Raw genomic sequence first — 17,578 nt, forward strand, 5'->3', positions numbered from 1 at the left:
GCCGCGGCTTTCGTTGTTGCGGGGGCTCGTTGTTCCGACATCGCCCACCAACCGCCATTCGTGGTTATAGGTCCCTGCTTTCGCAGGGACGACAAGGGGAGATAACCTTGTTCCCGCCCACGTCCGCCATCACTTAGCTTGACCGGGCGACGGTCAAACCGGGCGATGACACCGAGTTTGTTGCGAAGCTAGCGCCTACTCCCCCGCCTGCAGCTTGCGCGGGGCGGGGAACAGGTCGGTGGCGGCGGGCTTGACGAAGCGCGGCACCTCGATCGGGGTCTCGGACTTGCTGAAGTCGAGTTCTTCGATGCGGCCGGCGCGCTTTTCGATCTTGTCGGCGGAGATCAGGATCTGCCTGACGTCCTCGTTCACCTGGCCGAAGTGATTTTGCAGCTTGAGCACGCGCTCGCGCAGGCGGCCGAGGTCGTCGCCGAGATGCATCACCTCGTTGCGGATCTGGTCGGCGGCGTCGCGGATGCGGGCGTCCTTCAGGATCTGCTGCATCACCTGGATCGCCAGCATCAAGAGCGAGGGCGACACCAGCACGACGCGGGCGCGATAGGCCTTCTGGATCACGTCGTCGAAGCCGTCATGGATTTCGGCATAGACCGATTCCGAGGGCACGAACATCAGCGCGGTGTCCTGGGTCTCGCCCGGGATCAGGTATTTTTCCGCGATGTCGCTGACATGCTTCAGCACGTCGGCGCGCAGCCGCTGGCAGGCCGATTTGCGCTCCTCGTCGCTGCGCGCATCGTGCAGCGCGGTCATCGCCTCGAGCGGAAACTTGGCGTCGATGCAGAGCGGGCGCTGATCGGGCAGGTACACGACGCAGTCCGGCCGCTTGCCCGTGGTCAGCGTATGCTGGAACGCGAACGAGCCCTTCGGCATGCCGTCCTGGACGATCGCCTCCATCCGCGCCTGGCCGAAGGCGCCGCGCGATTGCTTGTTGGCGAGCACGTCGCGCAGCGTGGTGACCTGGGTGGTCAGCTCGTTGAGGTTCTTGTGGGCGTGGTCGATGATGCCGAGCCGCTCGTGCAGCACGCGCAGCGAATCCATCGTGTTGCGGGTCGATTGTTCCATCGATTGGCCGACCCGGTGGGTCACCGAGTCCAGCCGCTCGTTGACGGCGCGCGCCATCTCGGCCTGGCGGCCGGCCAGCGCCTGCGCCATGGCGTCGACCCGACCGGAGGATTCGCTCTGGGCCCGCAGCATGTCGGCGAGCCGCTCCTCCAGCTCGTCGGCGCGAATGGCCTGGGCCATCGCGAGTTCCGCGCCGCGCCGGCTGCCGCGTGCGATCACCACGGCGATGGCGAACAGCAGGATCAGCGCCAGCGCGCCAAGGCCGATCAGCGCGTCGGAGACACGGACCGGAAGGTCGCCAATCGTGAGGAGAATCTCGTTCATGCTGGCCGTTGTAGCCGATTCGGTGCTGGCATCGAACGAAAAGGGAACATTTATGGTAAACACTCCCTTAAATTCCTTGGTTAACGTTGCGTGAAGAAACGTGGTTAAGGCCGCCTTAACCGGTTCCTGAGCGCATTGACCCCATGAAGTCACCGGCTTAAATCGCCGCCATGGCATTAAGAGAAATCATCATCCTGCCGGACAAGCAGTTGCGTCTGGTGTCGAAACCGATCGAGAAGGTGACGCCGGAGATCCGCAAGCTCGCCGACGACATGCTCGAGACCATGTATGACGCGCCTGGCATTGGGCTCGCGGCGATCCAGGTCGCGCAGCCGCTGCGGCTGATCACCATGGACCTCGCCAAGCGCGACGAGAACGGCGAGACCACGCCGCAGCCGCGGGTGTTCATCAATCCGGAGATCGTTTCGCATTCGGAAGAGCTGTCGGTCTACGAAGAGGGCTGCCTGTCGATCCCCGAATATTACGAGGAGGTCGAGCGCCCGGCGCGGGTGCGCCTGCGCTTCACCGACCTCGACGGCAAGCTGCATGAGGAGGATGCCGACGGGCTCTACGCCACCTGCATCCAGCACGAGATCGACCATCTCAACGGCGTGCTGTTCGTGGACTATCTGTCGAAGCTGAAGCGCGACCGCGTCTTCAAGAAATTCGAGAAGGCCGCCAAGCGCGCGGCGGAGTAGGCGCGGTTGCTTTCACGTCATGGCCGGGCTTGACCCGGCCATCCACGTCTTGCTTCGTTGTGGCCGAAAACGTGGATGCCCGGGACAAGCCCGGGCATGACGGAGCACTCAAACTATCATCGAGCCCTGCCTGATGCCTCTCCGCCTGATCTTCATGGGCACGCCCGATTTCGCGGTGCCGACATTGCTGGAACTGGTAGCGCACGGCCATGAGGTCGTGGCCGTCTACACCCGTGCGCCGAAGCCGGGCGGGCGGCGCGGCCTGCAATTGCAGCCGACACCGGTCGAGCAGGAGGCGCGCAGGCTCGGCATTCCCGTGCTGACGCCGAAGACGCTGAAGACAGACGAAGCGCTCGACGAGTTTCGCGCGCATGACGCGGATGCCGCCGTCGTCGTCGCCTATGGCATGATCCTGCCGCAGGCCATCCTCGACGCGCCGAAGCTCGGCTGCTTCAACCTGCATGCCTCGCTGTTGCCGCGCTGGCGCGGCGCCGCGCCGATCAACCGCGCCATCATGGCGGGTGACGCCGAGAGCGGCGTGATGGTGATGAAGATGGATGTCGGCCTCGACACCGGCGACGTCGCGATGGCCGAGCGGTTGCCGATCACGGACAGCATGACGGCATCCGACCTGCACGACGCGCTGGCGCCGCTCGGCGCCGATCTGATGGTGCGGGCGATGGGCGGGCTTCAGCGCGGCGGCTTGCAGTTGACGAAGCAGAGCGAGGACGGCGTCACCTACGCGGCCAAGATCGAGAAGGCCGAGGCGCGGATCGACTGGAAGCTGCCGGCGCACGCCGTGCTGCGGCACATTCACGGGCTGTCGCCGTTTCCCGGCGCCTGGTGCGAACTCACAGGCGAGGGCGAGCCGGTGCGGCTGAAGATCCTGCGCTGCGAGCTGGCAAAGGGCGCGGGTGAGGCGGGCGATGTGCTCGACGACAATTTCGCGATCGCCTGCGGCGACGGCGCGGTCCGGATTCTCGAACTGCAGCGCGCCGGCAAGACGCCGACGAAGGCCGCGGACTTCTTGCGCGGCACGCCGCTGAAGCCGCCTGCGCGGCTCGGCTGATGCCCCGCTACAAGCTCACCATCGAATATGACGGCACGCCGTTCTCCGGCTGGCAGATCCAGGACACCGCGCCGACCGTGCAGGGTGCACTGGAGACCGCGGTCAAGGCGATCTGCGGCGAGGATGTGCGTGTCCATGGCGCGGGGCGTACCGACGCCGGCGTGCACGCGCGCGGCCAGGTCGCCCATTGCGACATTGCCAAGCAATTTCCGCGCGGCCGCTTCCGCGACGGGCTGAACGCGCATCTACGGCCCAATCCGATCGCCGTGCTTGCGGCCGATATCGTGCCCGACGATTTCGAGGCGCGGTTCTCGGCGATCAAGCGGCATTATCTCTATCGCATCACCAATACCCGTGCGAACCTCGCGCTGGACATCGGCCGGGTCTGGCGCGTGCCGCGCGCGCTCGATGCCGGCGCGATGCACGAGGCCGCGCAGCGCTTGCTCGGCAAGCACGATTTCACCACCTTCCGCGACACCGAGTGCCAGGCCAAGTCGCCGGAGAAGACGCTCGACCAGCTCGACGTCACCCGCGAGGGCGACGCCATCAGCATCGTGACGTCGGCGCGCTCGTTCCTGCACAGCCAGGTGCGCTCGATGGTGGGATCGCTGGTTTGGGTCGGCGAAGGGCGCTGGAGCGCGGATGATCTTTTCGCCGCACTCGCCGCCCGCAACCGCGCCGCCTGCGGCCCCGTCGCGCCGCCGGACGGGCTCTATCTGATGCGGGTGGATTATTAAGCGCTACAATCCCTACTGTGCATGGGGTTGTTTTCGATATTTTTGTCTGGCCGCGCGGCTGGACTATGCAAAATACCTGTCCAGCACGCCGCGATAGATCTTCGTCAGCTTCTCGAGGTCAGCCACCGGCGTGCGCTCGTCGATCTGGTGCATGGTCTGGCCGACCAGGCCGAATTCGATCACCGGGCAATAGCTCGAGATGAAGCGCGCATCCGAGGTGCCGCCCGAGGTGGAGAGCTCCGGCTTGCGGCCGGTGATCTCCTCGATCGCGGCGACCGCGAGATCGGTGAACGGGCCGGGCTGGGTGACGAACACGTTGGAGTTCGACGGCATCCAGTCGATGTGGGCGCGGATGCGGTTGCCGCAGGCCTTCACCAGCCGCTCGTCGATCAGCTGCCGCAGGCTCTCCTGGGTGTGATTGTCGTTGTAGCGGATGTTGAACTTCGCCCGCGCCTGGCCGGGGATCACGTTGCTCGCGGCGTTGCCGACATCGACCGTGGTGAATTCGAGGTTGCTGGCCTGGAATTGCGCGCTGCCGTGATCGAGGGGCTCGTCGCTCAGCGCCACGATCAGCCGCGAGATATCAGGCACCGGGTTCGAGGCGCGGTGCGGATAGGCGACGTGGCCCTGCACGCCGTCGACAATCAGCGTGCCGGACTGCGAGCCGCGCCGGCCGATCTTGATCATGTCGCCGAGCACCTCGACATTCGACGGCTCGCCGAGCACGCAATGGTCGAACTTCTCGCCGCGCTCGACGCACCATTTCAACAGCTTGACGGTGCCGTTGATCGAGACGTCTTCCTCGTCGCCGGTGATCAGGAAGGAGATCGAGCCGTTCGCTTTGCCACCATGTTCGCTGAGATATTGCAGCACGGCGGCGACGCTGCAGGCGATGCCGCCCTTCATGTCGACGGCGCCGCGGCCGTAGAGATAGCCGTCCTTCACCTCGCCCGAGAACGCGCCCAGCGTCCACGCGGCTTCATCGCCGGGCGGCACCACGTCGGTGTGACCGGCAAAGGTGATGTGCGGCGCCGAGGAGCCGATGCGGGCATAGAGATTGTCGACATCGGCGGTGCCGGGCTCCGAGAACGTCACGCGGTGGACGTCGAAGCCTGCGGCCTTCAGCAAATTTTCGAGAACGCCAAGCGCGCCTGCGTCGGCCGGGGTGACCGAGGGGCAGCGGACGAGATCACGGGTAATCGAGACGGCATCATTCATGGGCCTCGCTTACCACGTCACAGCGCGGGTGGACCAGCTTTGTGCGGCACGATATCGAGCTCGCTTTGCTGATCCCAGCCTTGCGTGGAGCGCGACCCGGTGCCGCAGCTACCTCCGCGGCTCACATGGGTTTTGCCCAACGGATTGGGACCGTAGCGATTGGGGTAGGAGGTGCCGCGCAGCAACGCGAGCTCAATGAAGCCCCAGATATAGAGCACGAACATGATCGCGCCCGCGGCCATCGCCCAATAGGATTCATCGGAAAGCCGGTCGGAGAACTGGCTCATGAGGCCGGGGATCGCGAAGAACGGGACCATCCACCAGCCGCTCCTATCGCGGTCGTGCAGGCGCTTGATCGAGACAGCGACATAGACCCAGACGAACAGCACCGTTCCGCTGGCCTTGGCCACCAGCTTCGGCAATCCGGCCCAGCTCAGCGATTTGTAGCTGTCCGGGTCGAAGGCCCGGAAGATGTCGTCGACATTGAAGCCGAACGACCCGCCCTTGCCGGCAAGGCCGGTCAAAATCACGAACAGGGCCAGGAACATCATCCAGCAGACGATGATCAGTCCCGCCAGCCAGAACCTGGCCCGGTTGACGCGGCCCTTGAAGCCGAACAGGTAATTGGCCCAGTCCATGAAAAAACTCCGGGCAGCGGCAATTATTCGCGGCCCGAAGTTTTGTCGTTTTGGAGAGGTGCTTGGTTCGATGTTGGACCCGTCATCCCCGCGCAACGGCTTCGCCGTTGTCGCTGGAGGTGCGAGCCCTTGCGAGCCTCGAAGGATGAATCGGCCACCAGCCTAGCCGTCGACCCTTCGAGGGCCGCTGAAGAAGCGGCCACCTCAGGGTGACGGTGATGGACTGTTGCCGCGGAAGACCGATCAGTCCCGCAGCAGCTCGTTGATGCTGGTCTTGGCGCGGGTGCGCTCGTCGACGCGCTTGACGATCACGGCGCAGGCGGTGGCAGGGCCGGGCTGGCCGTTCTTCAGCGGCTTGGCCGGGAGGGTGCCCGGCACCACGACGGCATATTCGGGGACCTCGCCGACGAAGATTGCGCCGGTCTCGCGGTCGACGATCTTGGTCGAGGCGCCCAGGAACACGCCCATCGACAGCACCGCCCCCTTGCGCACGATCACGCCCTCGGCGACTTCGCTGCGCGCGCCGATGAAGCAGTCGTCCTCGACGATCACGGGCTCGGCCTGCAGTGGCTCGAGCACGCCGCCGATGCCGACGCCGCCGGAGATGTGCACGCGCTTGCCGATCTGCGCGCAGGAGCCGACCGTCGACCAGGTGTCGATCATGGTGGCTTCATCGACATAGGCGCCGAGATTGACGAACGAGGGCATCAGCACGACGTTGCGGGCGATGAAGGCCGAGCGGCGCACGATCGCGCCCGGCACCGCGCGGAAGCCGGCATCGCGAAAACGGCTCTCGCCCCAGCCCTCGAACTTCGACGGCACCTTGTCCCACCACGATGCCTTGCCCGGGCCGCCCGCGATCTGGCCCATGTCGTTGAGGCGGAACGAGAGCAGCACGGCCTTCTTCAGCCATTGATTGACCTTCCACTTGCCATCAGCCTCGCGCTCGGCGACGCGGGCCTCGCCCTTGTCGAGCAGCTCCAGCGCCTGGTCGACGGCCTCACGGACCTCGCCCTTGGTCGAGGTCGAAATGCCTTCGCGGGCGTCGAACGCAGTGTTGACGGTGGTTTCGAGGGCAGACAGCGACATCGGGACAATCCTTGGGCGTATCGAGGATATAACGGGAATTTTGCAGGGCGTTTTCGGAATTTGGGGCATGAGAGTCAAGGCAAACTCGGCCGTCGTTCGGCGAGCGATCTCTCTCCTCCGTCGTCCCGGCCTAGTGCGCAATTGCGCACGGGGCCGGGACGACGTATGGAGGGATCAGGGCTTCAGCCGCTGCAAGAACCCGGTCAGATCATCCGTGACATGGTCGACATAAGCGGCGTCGCGGCCTTCGAGCTCCCAGGTCTCGCGCACCACCTCCTGGCTGCCGTCGGGCACCACCAGCACCGTGGTCATGCCGAGGTCGTGCGGCACCACCAGATTGCGCGCGAGGTCCTCGAACATCGCAGCCTTCGCCGGATCGACGTCGTGCAGCTTCAGGAACTTCTGGTAGGTCTGCGGCGCCGGTTTCGGTTCGAGATCGGCGGCGATGATGTCGAACACGCCGTCGAAATGGTGGCCGATGCCGAGCCGGCCCAGCACTGCATCGACATGATCGACCGAGCCGTTGGTCAGGATCAGCTTGCGCCCCGGCAGCTTGGCGATCGCAGCGCCCATCGCCGGATTCGGCTGCAGCGGCGAGTGGTCGATCTTGTGCACATAGGCGAGATAGTCGTCGGCCTGCACGCCGTGCTCGGTCATCATGCCGCGCATCGTGGTGCCGTAGCGCAGGTAATAGTCCTTCTGCAGCCGCCGCGCTTCCTCGGGCGAGATTTTCAACCAGTTGCCGACGAACTCGCCGATCCGTGCATCGACCTGCTGCCACAGATTGACGTGATGCGGGTACAGCGTGTTGTCGAGGTCGAACACCCAGGTCTCGATATGGCCGAAGCTGCGGGGAGTTTTAGTCATGGCTATCTCCACGGGGCGTCCCTGCCTGGTGCGCAATTGTGCACTAGGCAGGGACGACGAAAGAAATCATCACGGCACCGCAAAGCGCAGCGTCTTGCCGCCGCTGGTCATGTCGACGGTGGTGAAACCGAGCGCGGTGAGGCCGCGAGTAGCACAGTCGCCCTGCTCGTTGACCTCGAACTTGCTGTCGCGGGTGCAGAGTTGCACCCCGCCGCCCCAGTTCAGCGGCTTGTCCTTGATGCGAATGGCGCGATTGTCGCTGTCGACCGCTTCCGCGAAGGAATAGATCTGCTTCGGCGTGCCTGACACGTCGGGATGCAGGCACTTGCCGGGATCGATCCGATACCAGCCGCGGCTGGTCACCACCTTGCCGTCGTCGGTCGCAACCGCGGCCATCACCTTGTGCGGCGTGTCGTTGCACCAGGTCAGGCCCGTCGCCGACGGCTTCTGCACGGCGTCGACCATGGTGGTGAAGAAGTTCGGCGACTGCACGATGTCGCTGGCGAGCCCGCGGCTCCTGAGGAATGCCGATAGCGCGCTCTGGGTCTTCGGCCCGTCGACGCCGTCGATTGGCGCGGCGTCGTAGCCCGCGATCACCAGCAGGCGCTGGATGCCGGCGAGCCGCGCCTGCTCGTCGTCATACTCGCTGTCCTCGGCGAGATAGGCGACGAGGTTGCCGTCATCGGTCTGCGTCGGTGTGATCTGGGTGAATTGCGCGGGCGTCTGGCCGGAGCGGCATTGCCGCGCGGCGGCGATCACGAAATTGTCCTGCGCGACGCAGAGCGTGTCGGTGCCGTTCTGCGGGATCGGCGATGCGCCGTAAACGCCGAGCGCCCGGGCATTGAGCAGTACGCGGTCGGCGCTGAGCGCGCCCTGCACCACGACCCGGCAGGTCGCCGGATCGATGCGGAACCAGCCGCGCGTCGCGGTGGCGGCCTTGTCGTCGATGCCGATCGCGGCCTCGATCACATAGCTCATGCGGTTGCAGAGCTTCAGGTCGGCACGCGCCGGCGCCGACGAGAACAGGAACGACATCAGCGCGGCCGGCAGCGACATTGCGAGCCGTGCCGCCGGCGACCGGCGAGGGATCCTCGCCGTGTGTCCCGCGTCTGCCATTACTTATGGATCAGCGTGCCGGTGCCCTGGTTGGTGAAGAGCTCGAGCAGCACCGCGTGCTGCGTCTTGCCGTCGATGATCACGACGCCCTGCACGCCCTGTTCGAGCGCGTAGATGCAGGTCTCGACCTTGGGGATCATGCCGCCGGAAATCGTGCCGTCGGCGATCAGCTTGCGCGCTTCCTTGATCGACAGGTCCGGAATCAGCTTCTTGGACTTGTCGAGCACGCCGGGCACGTCGGTCAACAGCAGCAGGCGCTTGGCTTTCAACGCGCCGGCGATCGCACCGGCAAAGGTGTCGGCGTTGACGTTCAGCGTCTGGCCGTCCTGCGAGGTCGCCAGCGGCGCCAGCACCGGGATCAGCTCATAGCCGATCAGCTGATTGAGCAGCGTGAGGTCGACCTTTTCGGGGTCGCCGACGAAGCCGAGGTCGACGGCCTTCTCGATGTTGGAATCGGGATCGACCATGGTTCGCGTCGTCTTCGACGCCTTCACCATGTTGCCGTCTTTGCCGGACAGGCCAACGGCCTTGCCGCCGGCCTCGTTGATGTAGCCGACGATCTGCTTGTTGACCGAGCCCGCCAGCACCATCTCGACGATCTCGATGGTGGCGGCATCGGTGATGCGCAGGCCCGCGGCGAATTCCGACTGGATGCCGAGGCGCTTCAGCATGGTCGCGATCTGCGGCCCGCCGCCATGCACGACCACCGGATTGATCGCGGTCTGCTCGAGCAGCACGATGTCGCGCGCGAACGCCTTGGCGGTGTCCTCGGCGCCCATGGCATGGCCGCCGTACTTGATGACGATGGTTTCCTCGTCATACTCCTGCATGTGCGGCAGCGCCTCGGACAGGATACGGGCCTGATCGAGCGGGCTGATATGCTGGTCGGTCATGGGGCTGGTCTCATCGTCAGCGGAGGGACGGGCGCGGTTCTATCTGATTGCCGGGCAGGGCGCAAAGCGTCTTGACCCTCTCCCCTTGTGGGAGAGGGTGGATCAATCGCGCAACGCGCGATTGAGACGGGTGAGGGGTCTGTCTCCGCGGATAGAGACCCTCATCCGGCGCGGATTGCATCCGCGCCACCTTCTCCCACAAGGGGGAGAAGGGAAGAGGCATCAACGCCTCGGCCACATTGCCGCGACCGCCAGCGCCAGCCAGCTCAGGATCAGCAGCGTTCCGCCTGATGGAGCCGCCATCGGAAACAAGCCGTGGCCGCCATATTGGCGCAGCACCAGGTCGCCCGCGAACAATGACGCCGCGATGACGAAGCCTGCCGCCGCCACGATTCCGAGCTTCGCATGGATGATCGTGCGGTCCGCGATCGCAAGGGTCGCGATGGCGGCGGATGCATGGAACAGCAGCATCGAGGACGCCGCGGCCAGCCGCGTGGCATCAGGCAAATGGGCGGCGGCCGCCGCCAGCATCACGCCGCAGGTGCCCATGATGGCGCCGAGCCCGATCAGGAGGCGGGATACGCCGTTCATCGGCGCCGCTCCTCGATCAGGCGCACCATCGCGGCGCGCAGCTCCGGCATGCCGTCGCCGGTGCGCGACGAGGTCACCAGAATTTCGGGGAAGGCGGCAGGATGCTTTGCGAGCTTGGCGATGGTGTCGGCGGTGACGGTCTTGAGTTCGCCGGCCTTGACCTGGTCGGCCTTGGTCAGCACGACCTGGTAGCTGACCGCGGACTTGTCCAGCGTCTTCAGGACGTCGAGATCGACGTCCTTGATGCCGTGGCGGGCGTCGATCAACACATAGACCCGCGCCAGCGTCGCGCGCCCGAGCAGGAATTTGTGGATCAGCGCGGTCCATGACGCCACCTTGGTTTTCGGCGCCGAGGCGTAGCCGTAACCGGGCATGTCGACGAGACGAATGTCCGCGTTTTCCGGGCCCTCGAAGAAGATCAGTTCCTGGGTGCGGCCCGGCGTATGCGAGGTGCGAGCGAGCGCATTGCGGCCGGTCAGCGCGTTGATCAGGCTCGACTTGCCGACATTGGAGCGGCCGGCAAACGCGACCTCGAGGCCGGCCATCGGCGGCAGCGTCTCGATCGAGGGCGAGGCCCAGATGAAGCGCCAGTCGCCGGCGAACAGCTTTCGCCCCTGTTCGATCAGCTCCGCATCGGGTTCGGCGGTCATGCGCAGTGGCTCGCTCTCATTCCGTCATTGCGAGGAGCGAAGCGACGAAGCAATCCATCTCTCCTCGTGCTGAGGCGTGGATTGCTTCGCTTCGCTCGCAATGACGGTGCTTCCTATGTCGGCTTCTTGGCGAACGTCGACTTCAGATTGTCGAATAACTCCACCTTCACGCCGTTCTTGCGCATGATGAAGCTCTGCTGCAGCACCGACAGCGTGTTATTCCAGGCCCAGTAGATCACGAGACCCGCCGGGAAGCCCGCCAGCATGAAAGTGAAGATCAGCGGCATCCAGTCGAAGATCATCTTCTGGGTCGGATCCGGCGGCGCCGGGTTGAGCTTCATCTGGACCCACATCGTGATGCCCATGATGATCGGCCAGATGCCCATCACCAGATAGGCGCCGAAATGCGGTCCGAGCAGCGCGATCGGATCGAACGGGATCAGCCCGAACAGCGTGAACAGATTGGTCGGATCGGGTGCCGAGAGGTCCTTGATCCAGCCGAAGAACGGCGCGTGCCGCATTTCGATGGTGATGAACAGCACCTTGTAGAGCGAGAAGAACACCGGGATCTGCAAGGCGACGGGAAGACAACCGGCGATCGGGTTGATCTTCTCCTTCTTGTAGATCTCCATCATCTCCTGCTGCTGCTTCACGCGGTCGTCAGGATAGCGCTCCTTCAGCGCGGCCAGCTGCGGCTGCACCGACTTCATCTTCGCCATCGAGGCGTAGGACTTGTTGGCGAGCGGGAAGAACAGCAGCTTCACGATCACGGTCACCAGCAGGATCGCGATGCCGAAATTGCCGACCAGGCGATAGAACCAGTCGAGCGCCAGGAACATCGGCTTGGTGATGAAGTAGAAGTGGCCCCAGTCGATCAGGAGATCGAAATGGTTGAGGCCGAGCTGCTTGTTGTAGCCGCCGAAGCCGACCAGCGGGAAGTTGAGGCCGACGGTCGCGGCCTCCTTGGCGCCGGCGAACAGCCGCGCATTGGCAACGCCGGTGCCGCCGATCGGAATGGTCTGCGCGCCGAGCATGTAATCGGCCCGATAGCGTTTGGCGCGCGGATCGGAAGCCGAGTCGTTGGTAAGACGGGCCGTTTGCAGCGTGGCGTTGGTGTCCGGCAGAAGGGCTGTCGCCCAGTATTTGTCGGTAATGCCCAGCCAGGCGTTGGTCACGTTGTCAAACCTGACGCCACGCGAGTCCTCGCCGGTCGGGATCTTGCTGTCGTCGATGTTCTTGTAGGTGTATTCCTGCAGGCCCTGTTCGCCGAGATAGCCGATCAGGCCTTCGTGCAGGATCGCGTAGCCCGAGACCGGCGGCTTGCCGCCGCGCGAGATCAGGCCGAACGGATACAGCGTCACCGGCGCGCTGCCTTGATTGATGACCTCGTCCTTGATGCTGAAGAGGTAGCGATCGTCGATCGAGATGGTGCGGCGGAAGGTCAGGCCCTGGCCGTTCTCGTATTTCAGAACCACCGGGGTGCTCGGCGATAGGTCGTTCGAGCCCTCCTGCTGCCAGACGGTTTCGGAGTCCGGCGTCTTCACCGACGCGCCGTTGGCGGTCAGCCACAGGAACTCGGCATAGTAAGGCTCGGCCGTGCCCGACGGCGACAGCAGCACGATGGCTGGCGATTTCGGGTCGACCGTCTCGCGGAACTGGACCAGTGACAGATCGTCGATCCGGGCGCCCTTCAGCGCGATGCTGCCGATGACGCGCGGGGTGTCGATCTTGATGCGCGGGCCGGCTGCAAGCACGGTCTCGCGGCTTGCCACCGGAGCGTCAGCGGCAGGCTTGCCTGGTGCCGGGGAGGGCGTGGTCGAAGCACCCGGAACGGCACCCGGGGTCGCTTGCGGCGACGGCTTCAGCAATTCGGCCTGCTTCTGCGCCTCGCGCTGCTTCTCCATCTGCGGCACATTGTAGAAATATTGCCAGGCGATCAGGACGAGGCCGGACAGAATGACGGCAAGGATCGTGTTGCGGTTATTGGACATCTCTCAGGGTCTCGTCATTCCATTCGGATTACGTGCGCTTTCGTTGCCCGCTTTTGGCGCAGGCCGGTCAAGGCGGCGCAACGCCGACCGCAGATCGTCAAGCATGGTCGTAAAGTCGCGGGTCAGCGCGTCACGGCGGCCGACTAGCACATAATCATGGTGCGGCCGCATGAATACGGCATCGACCCGTCTCATCACTTCGCGAAGCCGGCGCCGGATGCGGTTGCGCTCGGTCGCAGTGCCGTTCTTTTTGGTGACGGTATAGCCGACGCGGATCGGGCCCTGATCATCGCGGCGGCGGCCCTGCAGCACAAAAGCTGCGGTATTCGCCCGTGCGCCATTGGCAACGGCGAGGAAATCCGCCCGCTGCCTCAGCCGATCCATAATGGGTATCTCCGGAGAGGAGACGTCCGGGCTCAGGCGCTCAGGCGCTTGCGGCCGCGCGCGCGACGCGCAGCGAGGACCTTGCGGCCGCCGGCCGTGGCGAGGCGGGCGCGGAAGCCGTGACGGCGCTTGCGCACCAGTTTGCTAGGTTGATAAGTCCGCTTCACGGGTAATTCTCCGCTGACCGGGCAATTTGCCGTTGTATTGAGATGGAGTCCGGTGATGCTGGCGGGCCCAAACGAGCCGTTTACGGCCCCAAAGAGCCGCCCCCGGTCAAGAACCGGGCCATCGCGGACAGTTGGCGCGGCTTATAAGGGAGCGTCCTGTTTTCGTCAATGTCACACGGCGTCGCAAAAAGGGTTCTTTGAAACGTCGCAATTGGGGCGAATATATCTGATTTCGCGGGGTATTTGACGGTAAGGGTACGCTTTGGGGCGTCCGGGGAACCGGCGACATTAGCGATCCGTAATTTGACCGGCTCGGGGGCCGGGCCGCATCTTCCGACCCCTCAGCCAAACAAGGCCTTATCTTGTGGCTCTAACTGACGATCAGGCGACCGCGCAGAAGCAGCGGCCCAAGCCGACTCTTCGGCTCGGGCTGTCGGGCAAGCTTTTGCTGCTGACGATTCCCCTGGTGATGATCGCCGGGCTCCTGATCTACGTGCCGGCCATCGCCAACTTCCGGATGAACCGGCTCAATGACCGCCTGGCTGCCGCCAATACTGCGGCGCTGGTGCTTGACGCCGCCCCCTCTGGCCTGGTGCCGGATTCGCTGGCGCGGCAGATCCTGACCAGCATCGGCGCCCGTGCCGTCGCCATCAAGCTCGGGCAGCAGCGCCGCCTGCTCGCCAGCGCCGACCTGCCGGCCGCGATCGACCATGACGTCGACATGCGGGCCATGACGGTGTGGTCGGCGATCGTCGATGCCTTCGAGATCATGCTGGAACACGGCGACCAGACCATCCGCGTGGTCGGCCCGGCGCCGGGCCAGGCGCAGTTCATCGAGGTCGTGATCGACGAGAAGCCGCTGCGGCAGGCGATGTACAGATTCTCGCGCAACGTGCTGGTCGTCGCACTGCTGATTGCCGGCCTCACCGCGGGTCTGGTCTATCTGGCGCTGCATTACCTGTTCGTCCGGCCGATGCGGCGGCTGACCGCAAGCCTGGTCGGCTTCCACGAAAATCCGGAGAGCTCGGCGCGAATCATCGTGCCCAGCCAGCGCGGCGACGAGATCGGCGTTGCCGAGCGCGAGCTGTCGGACATGCAGCGCGACCTCGTCTCGATGCTGCATCAGAAGAGCCGGCTCGCCGCGCTCGGGCTTGCCGTCTCCAAGATCAACCATGACCTGCGCAACCTCTTGGCATCCTCGCAATTGCTGTCGGACCAGCTTGCCAGCGTGCCCGACCCGCGGGTGCAGCGCTTTGCGCCGAAATTGATGCGCTCGCTCGAGCGCGCCATCGCGTTCTGCCAGTCGACGTTGTCCTACGGCCGCGCCCAGGAGGCGGCACCCGACCGCCGCGTGATCATGGTCGAGCCCGCGGTTGCCGAGGTGCGGGAATCGGCCGGGCTTGCAACCGAGGTCTCGATCACCTGGATCAGCGCGATCGAGCGCGGCCTGACCATCGACGCCGACCCGGACCAGCTGTTCCGCGTGCTGCTCAACCTGGTGCGCAACGCCACGCAGGCGCTGGAAAGCCGGCAGGACAGCGATGGCGGTGCCCAGCAGATCCGTATCACCGGCCGCCGCGAGGGGACGGTTGCGATCATCGAGGTCTCCGATACCGGCCCCGGCGTGCCGGCCAAGGCGCGCGAGCATCTGTTCGAGGCGTTCCAGACCTCCGGCCGCCCCGGCGGCAGCGGGCTCGGCCTCGCGATTGCCGCCGAGCTGATCCGCGCCCATGGCGGCCATATTCACCTGGTCGAGGGCACCATCGGCGCCACCTTCCGGATTTCGATCCCGGATCGCCCGGTGGAATTGCTGTCGATCCGCAGCGAGCGGGCGAGGGCGTAGGCGGCTCCGGTATTTCGGGCGGCCAAACTGCGCCGAAATTGGCATTTCCAGAGCTTGCCAACCGGGCCGGGAGCCTGTAGCTAGAGCGCTCTTTCGCGACGTTCCGGGCTTCCCGGAACCTTGCGGGCTTCGAGCCCACCCGCGAAAATGCGCCCGTAGCTCAGCTGGATAGAGCATCAGACTACGAATCTGAGGGTCGGACGTTCGAATCGTTCCGGGCGCGCCATTCGTCTTTGTTTTCATTGGTTTTTCACGCCGGCAGCCGAGTTCGCTACCGGGCGAGAGCGCCAGCGGCGCTGCGACGTCCGTCACGGCCTTCAATTGTTTGTGCGGTGCGGCGATGGTTTTATTGCATTGCAACAAAGCGGGCCTAGATCTGCTTCTCGAATCCCATCGAGGAGCCTTCAAGTGACCAAGATTTCCCTCTCCATCATCGCCGCCACCCTCGCGATCGCGAGTGCAACGAGCGCATCGGCAGCGGAGCTTCCGACTTTCGAAGCCGCGGGCCTGCCGATCTCGCCGGTGCAGGCTGGCGCGCTTGGCGCCGCCAATGTCCACGAGCAGGCGCCGATCGCCGCGACGTCGGCCACGCCGCATCAGCTCAGCGTCCTGACACCGCGAAGCAAGATCACGACCGCACGGGCTTCTGCCCGTACCGACCGCTCGCTGCATTGAGCTGCATAGCGGATCCCCTCCGAGGCCCGCGACAACGTCGCGGGCCTTCTCGTATGTACGATGCGCGGCACCTGCGTCGGCTCGCGACAGCGTCGTGATGAATTCTTCGACGACACCGTTAGCGAAACATTTCTGTCGCGGATCGCCGCTCATGCTCTGAAGCGACAGGCCGCGACTGCTGGCTGGATCGCAAGCGGCAGCGTTTCGGTCGCCTCCGGATCAATTCAATATCCGTACCGACCAGCGGCGCTTCAGAAGCAGGCTGAAGCCGAGCGGCGTCCCGTAAAAACCCTGCTTGCGCTCGCCGGAACGTTGAGAAAAAATAAGGTTTTTCAACATATAGGGCACAGACTGTTTTTATTCTTATTGTCTGCCCTATTGAGCCGGCGAGTGATTTCTCATGCCGAGTAACGTTGCAAACGTCATCTTTTACGCGGCGGTATTTCTGGGGATCGTCTATGGCAGTCGTATCCTGGAAAAACGGTGGCCGATTGCGGACGTTCCCCACGACGAGTTTCGTGATGATTGGCTCGCGGTGATCGTGAGCCTCGGCTTGTCGTACATGCTCGCTCCGGTCGCAGCGATCAGTGCCGGCGCAATTGCGGGCTATGCCGGTGTTGGCTGGATCAAGTTACCGACTGAAGGTTACTGGTGGTACGTTTCACTTGCGATCGTCGTGGTCGCGCTCGATCTCTACAAGTACGCATACCATCGCCTTCAACATGCGATCCCGTTTCTCTGGGCGATGCACTCGTTCCATCACAGCGCGAACGGCGTTACGTTCATCACCGGCGGCCGGCATTTCTGGTTAGAGAGGGTGCTCTCCGAAGCCTTTCTTCCGATCATGGCGATCTTGTTTCGCATCCCGCCAGATATAGCGATAGCTATCGGGTTTATCTTCTTCCTCCCCGATGCATGCGCTCATCTCAACGTCCGCATCCCGCTCGGCCGGTATGTGACATGGATCAACAACCCGCAATGGCACCGGATTCATCACTCGGTCCGTCCTGAGCATCGCGACAAGAACTTCGCCGCCTTTTTTCCGCTCCTCGACATTCTGTTCGGCACGGCCTGGGTGCCGAAGCCGGACGAGTATCCTGCAACGGGCCTCGTGCCAGCCGAGCGAGTGGACATCATCAACAGCGTGATCTGGCCAATCCGGCATCTCCGGAATCTTTGGCATCGGGAGTCTCATAATGAATTGGGTTAAAGGTCTCTTGGTACTCTGTGCCCTCTTGCTCGGGTACGCCGACCTCGTGTCGACCAACGTGATCCTGGATCTCGGATTGGGCGAGCTGAACCCGTTCATGCATCTGGCTCAGACGTGGTTCGGCGTGTGGTGGCTGGTGCCCAAGCTGGGCTTGACGTTTGTCATCACGTGGCTGCTTTGGCGCAGCAACAACGTCTACAACATCGCGCTTGTCGTCGCCTTCTGCTCGACGCCCGTCCTGAACAACCTCGCCATCATCGCGGGCACGAACTGAACCAGCCAACTTTCTCAGTAGCCGCGTCGCCAGGCTTGGCCGGATCTGACTTCCGGCCGCCGAT

General features: G+C 64.3%; 20 protein-coding genes and 1 tRNA gene. 9 read left to right on the forward strand and 12 right to left on the reverse strand.

Annotated elements, in window-relative coordinates:
• Positions 1-195: 195 nt before the first annotated feature.
• Entirely contained in the window at positions 196-1,404 is a 1,209-nt protein-coding gene (locus tag H8A95_RS19650; protein ID WP_229184583.1) for a DNA recombination protein RmuC, read from the reverse strand.
• A gap of 170 nt (positions 1,405-1,574) precedes the next feature.
• Here H8A95_RS19650 and def point away from each other — a divergent pair, with 170 nt between their 5' ends.
• The 3 genes from def (at position 1,575) to truA (ending at position 3,908) form a co-directional block, all read left to right on the forward strand.
• A complete protein-coding gene (gene def, locus H8A95_RS19655) occupies positions 1,575-2,102 on the forward strand; it encodes a peptide deformylase (protein ID WP_229184584.1) in 528 nt (175 codons plus the stop codon).
• 133 nt (positions 2,103-2,235) lie between these two features.
• Complete coding sequence (gene fmt, locus H8A95_RS19660) at positions 2,236-3,171, forward strand: methionyl-tRNA formyltransferase (RefSeq protein ID WP_229184585.1); 936 nt, start codon at positions 2,236-2,238, stop codon at positions 3,169-3,171.
• Entirely contained in the window at positions 3,171-3,908 is a 738-nt protein-coding gene (gene truA, locus H8A95_RS19665; RefSeq protein WP_229184586.1) for a tRNA pseudouridine(38-40) synthase TruA, read from the forward strand. Before fmt ends, truA begins: the two co-directional genes overlap by 1 nt.
• Positions 3,909-3,971: 63 nt before the next feature.
• On the opposite strand, the gene dapE is transcribed toward truA, so the two are convergent.
• From dapE to rpmH, 11 genes are all read right to left on the reverse strand, one after another.
• The gene (dapE, locus tag H8A95_RS19670) at positions 3,972-5,126 is read right to left on the reverse strand and encodes a succinyl-diaminopimelate desuccinylase (protein ID WP_229184587.1); all 1,155 of its coding nucleotides are present in this window, start codon (positions 5,124-5,126) and stop codon (positions 3,972-3,974) included.
• A gap of 17 nt (positions 5,127-5,143) precedes the next feature.
• The gene (locus H8A95_RS19675; protein ID WP_229184588.1) at positions 5,144-5,764 is read right to left on the reverse strand and encodes a DUF805 domain-containing protein; all 621 of its coding nucleotides are present in this window, start codon (positions 5,762-5,764) and stop codon (positions 5,144-5,146) included.
• Between the two features lie 243 nt (positions 5,765-6,007).
• On the reverse strand, positions 6,008-6,853 hold the full coding sequence (gene dapD, locus H8A95_RS19680; RefSeq protein ID WP_229184589.1) for a 2,3,4,5-tetrahydropyridine-2,6-dicarboxylate N-succinyltransferase: 846 nt from the start codon (positions 6,851-6,853) through the stop codon (positions 6,008-6,010).
• Positions 6,854-7,027: 174 nt separating this feature from the next.
• On the reverse strand, positions 7,028-7,720 hold the full coding sequence (locus H8A95_RS19685; protein WP_229184590.1) for a pyrimidine 5'-nucleotidase: 693 nt from the start codon (positions 7,718-7,720) through the stop codon (positions 7,028-7,030).
• A 69-nt stretch (positions 7,721-7,789) separates the two neighbouring features.
• Positions 7,790-8,776, reverse strand: a complete 987-nt coding sequence (locus H8A95_RS19690; protein ID WP_229184591.1) for a DUF1036 domain-containing protein — start codon at positions 8,774-8,776, stop codon at positions 7,790-7,792.
• A gap of 59 nt (positions 8,777-8,835) precedes the next feature.
• Positions 8,836-9,729: an acetylglutamate kinase gene (gene argB, locus H8A95_RS19695; RefSeq protein WP_163158486.1), complete on the reverse strand. Its 894-nt coding sequence runs from the start codon at positions 9,727-9,729 to the stop codon at positions 8,836-8,838.
• A gap of 222 nt (positions 9,730-9,951) precedes the next feature.
• Positions 9,952-10,320, reverse strand: a complete 369-nt coding sequence (locus H8A95_RS19700) for a DUF423 domain-containing protein (protein ID WP_229184592.1) — start codon at positions 10,318-10,320, stop codon at positions 9,952-9,954.
• Entirely contained in the window at positions 10,317-10,970 is a 654-nt protein-coding gene (yihA, locus tag H8A95_RS19705; protein WP_229184593.1) for a ribosome biogenesis GTP-binding protein YihA/YsxC, read from the reverse strand. The genes H8A95_RS19700 and yihA overlap by 4 nt, the downstream gene beginning before the upstream one ends.
• Positions 10,971-11,083: 113 nt before the next feature.
• Positions 11,084-12,961 carry a membrane protein insertase YidC gene (gene yidC / locus H8A95_RS19710; protein WP_229184594.1) on the reverse strand — a complete coding sequence of 626 codons (1,878 nt, stop codon included), beginning with the start codon at positions 12,959-12,961 and terminating at the stop codon, positions 11,084-11,086.
• 3 nt (positions 12,962-12,964) lie between these two features.
• On the reverse strand, positions 12,965-13,345 hold the full coding sequence (gene rnpA, locus H8A95_RS19715) for a ribonuclease P protein component (protein ID WP_163158492.1): 381 nt from the start codon (positions 13,343-13,345) through the stop codon (positions 12,965-12,967).
• Positions 13,346-13,377: 32 nt separating this feature from the next.
• Entirely contained in the window at positions 13,378-13,512 is a 135-nt protein-coding gene (rpmH, locus tag H8A95_RS19720) for a 50S ribosomal protein L34 (protein ID WP_008542748.1), read from the reverse strand.
• Between the two features lie 364 nt (positions 13,513-13,876).
• On the opposite strand from rpmH, the gene H8A95_RS19725 reads away from it, so the two are divergent.
• The 6 genes from H8A95_RS19725 to H8A95_RS19750 all read left to right on the forward strand — a co-directional run bounded on the left by H8A95_RS19725 (position 13,877) and on the right by H8A95_RS19750 (position 17,514).
• Positions 13,877-15,355 (forward strand): sensor histidine kinase, encoded by a 1,479-nt coding sequence (locus tag H8A95_RS19725; protein ID WP_229184595.1) that lies wholly within the window; start codon positions 13,877-13,879, stop codon positions 15,353-15,355.
• Between the two features lie 149 nt (positions 15,356-15,504).
• Positions 15,505-15,581, forward strand: a tRNA-Arg gene (locus tag H8A95_RS19730).
• A 182-nt stretch (positions 15,582-15,763) separates the two neighbouring features.
• Positions 15,764-16,030 (forward strand): hypothetical protein, encoded by a 267-nt coding sequence (locus tag H8A95_RS19735; RefSeq protein WP_229184596.1) that lies wholly within the window; start codon positions 15,764-15,766, stop codon positions 16,028-16,030.
• A gap of 60 nt (positions 16,031-16,090) precedes the next feature.
• The gene (locus H8A95_RS19740; protein ID WP_229184597.1) at positions 16,091-16,441 is read left to right on the forward strand and encodes a hypothetical protein; all 351 of its coding nucleotides are present in this window, start codon (positions 16,091-16,093) and stop codon (positions 16,439-16,441) included.
• Positions 16,431-17,240 (forward strand): sterol desaturase family protein, encoded by an 810-nt coding sequence (locus H8A95_RS19745; RefSeq protein ID WP_229184598.1) that lies wholly within the window; start codon positions 16,431-16,433, stop codon positions 17,238-17,240. The genes H8A95_RS19740 and H8A95_RS19745 overlap by 11 nt, the downstream gene beginning before the upstream one ends.
• Positions 17,227-17,514, forward strand: a complete 288-nt coding sequence (locus tag H8A95_RS19750) for a DUF5658 family protein (protein ID WP_233287121.1) — start codon at positions 17,227-17,229, stop codon at positions 17,512-17,514. Before H8A95_RS19745 ends, H8A95_RS19750 begins: the two co-directional genes overlap by 14 nt.
• Positions 17,515-17,578 lie beyond the last annotated feature (64 nt).

This window comes from Bradyrhizobium oropedii, assembly GCF_020889685.1.
Classification (GTDB): domain Bacteria; phylum Pseudomonadota; class Alphaproteobacteria; order Rhizobiales; family Xanthobacteraceae; genus Bradyrhizobium; species Bradyrhizobium oropedii.

Coding starts and splice junctions, on each gene's coding strand:
- H8A95_RS19650 (WP_229184583.1), bottom strand. CDS start 1,404: ATGAACGAGATTCTCCTCACGATTGGCGACCTTCCGGTCCGTGTCTCC.
- dapE (WP_229184587.1), bottom strand. CDS start 5,126: ATGAATGATGCCGTCTCGATTACCCGTGATCTCGTCCGCTGCCCCTCG.
- H8A95_RS19745 (WP_229184598.1), top strand. CDS start 16,431: ATGCCGAGTAACGTTGCAAACGTCATCTTTTACGCGGCGGTATTTCTG.
- H8A95_RS19675 (WP_229184588.1), bottom strand. CDS start 5,764: ATGGACTGGGCCAATTACCTGTTCGGCTTCAAGGGCCGCGTCAACCGG.
- truA (WP_229184586.1), top strand. CDS start 3,171: ATGCCCCGCTACAAGCTCACCATCGAATATGACGGCACGCCGTTCTCC.
- yihA (WP_229184593.1), bottom strand. CDS start 10,970: ATGACCGCCGAACCCGATGCGGAGCTGATCGAACAGGGGCGAAAGCTG.
- H8A95_RS19750 (WP_233287121.1), top strand. CDS start 17,227: ATGAATTGGGTTAAAGGTCTCTTGGTACTCTGTGCCCTCTTGCTCGGG.
- yidC (WP_229184594.1), bottom strand. CDS start 12,961: ATGTCCAATAACCGCAACACGATCCTTGCCGTCATTCTGTCCGGCCTC.
- H8A95_RS19700 (WP_229184592.1), bottom strand. CDS start 10,320: ATGAACGGCGTATCCCGCCTCCTGATCGGGCTCGGCGCCATCATGGGC.
- fmt (WP_229184585.1), top strand. CDS start 2,236: ATGCCTCTCCGCCTGATCTTCATGGGCACGCCCGATTTCGCGGTGCCG.
- argB (WP_163158486.1), bottom strand. CDS start 9,729: ATGACCGACCAGCATATCAGCCCGCTCGATCAGGCCCGTATCCTGTCC.
- def (WP_229184584.1), top strand. CDS start 1,575: ATGGCATTAAGAGAAATCATCATCCTGCCGGACAAGCAGTTGCGTCTG.
- H8A95_RS19740 (WP_229184597.1), top strand. CDS start 16,091: ATGCGCGGCACCTGCGTCGGCTCGCGACAGCGTCGTGATGAATTCTTC.
- dapD (WP_229184589.1), bottom strand. CDS start 6,853: ATGTCGCTGTCTGCCCTCGAAACCACCGTCAACACTGCGTTCGACGCC.
- H8A95_RS19690 (WP_229184591.1), bottom strand. CDS start 8,776: ATGTCGCTGCCGGCCGCGCTGATGTCGTTCCTGTTCTCGTCGGCGCCG.
- rnpA (WP_163158492.1), bottom strand. CDS start 13,345: ATGGATCGGCTGAGGCAGCGGGCGGATTTCCTCGCCGTTGCCAATGGC.
- H8A95_RS19685 (WP_229184590.1), bottom strand. CDS start 7,720: ATGACTAAAACTCCCCGCAGCTTCGGCCATATCGAGACCTGGGTGTTC.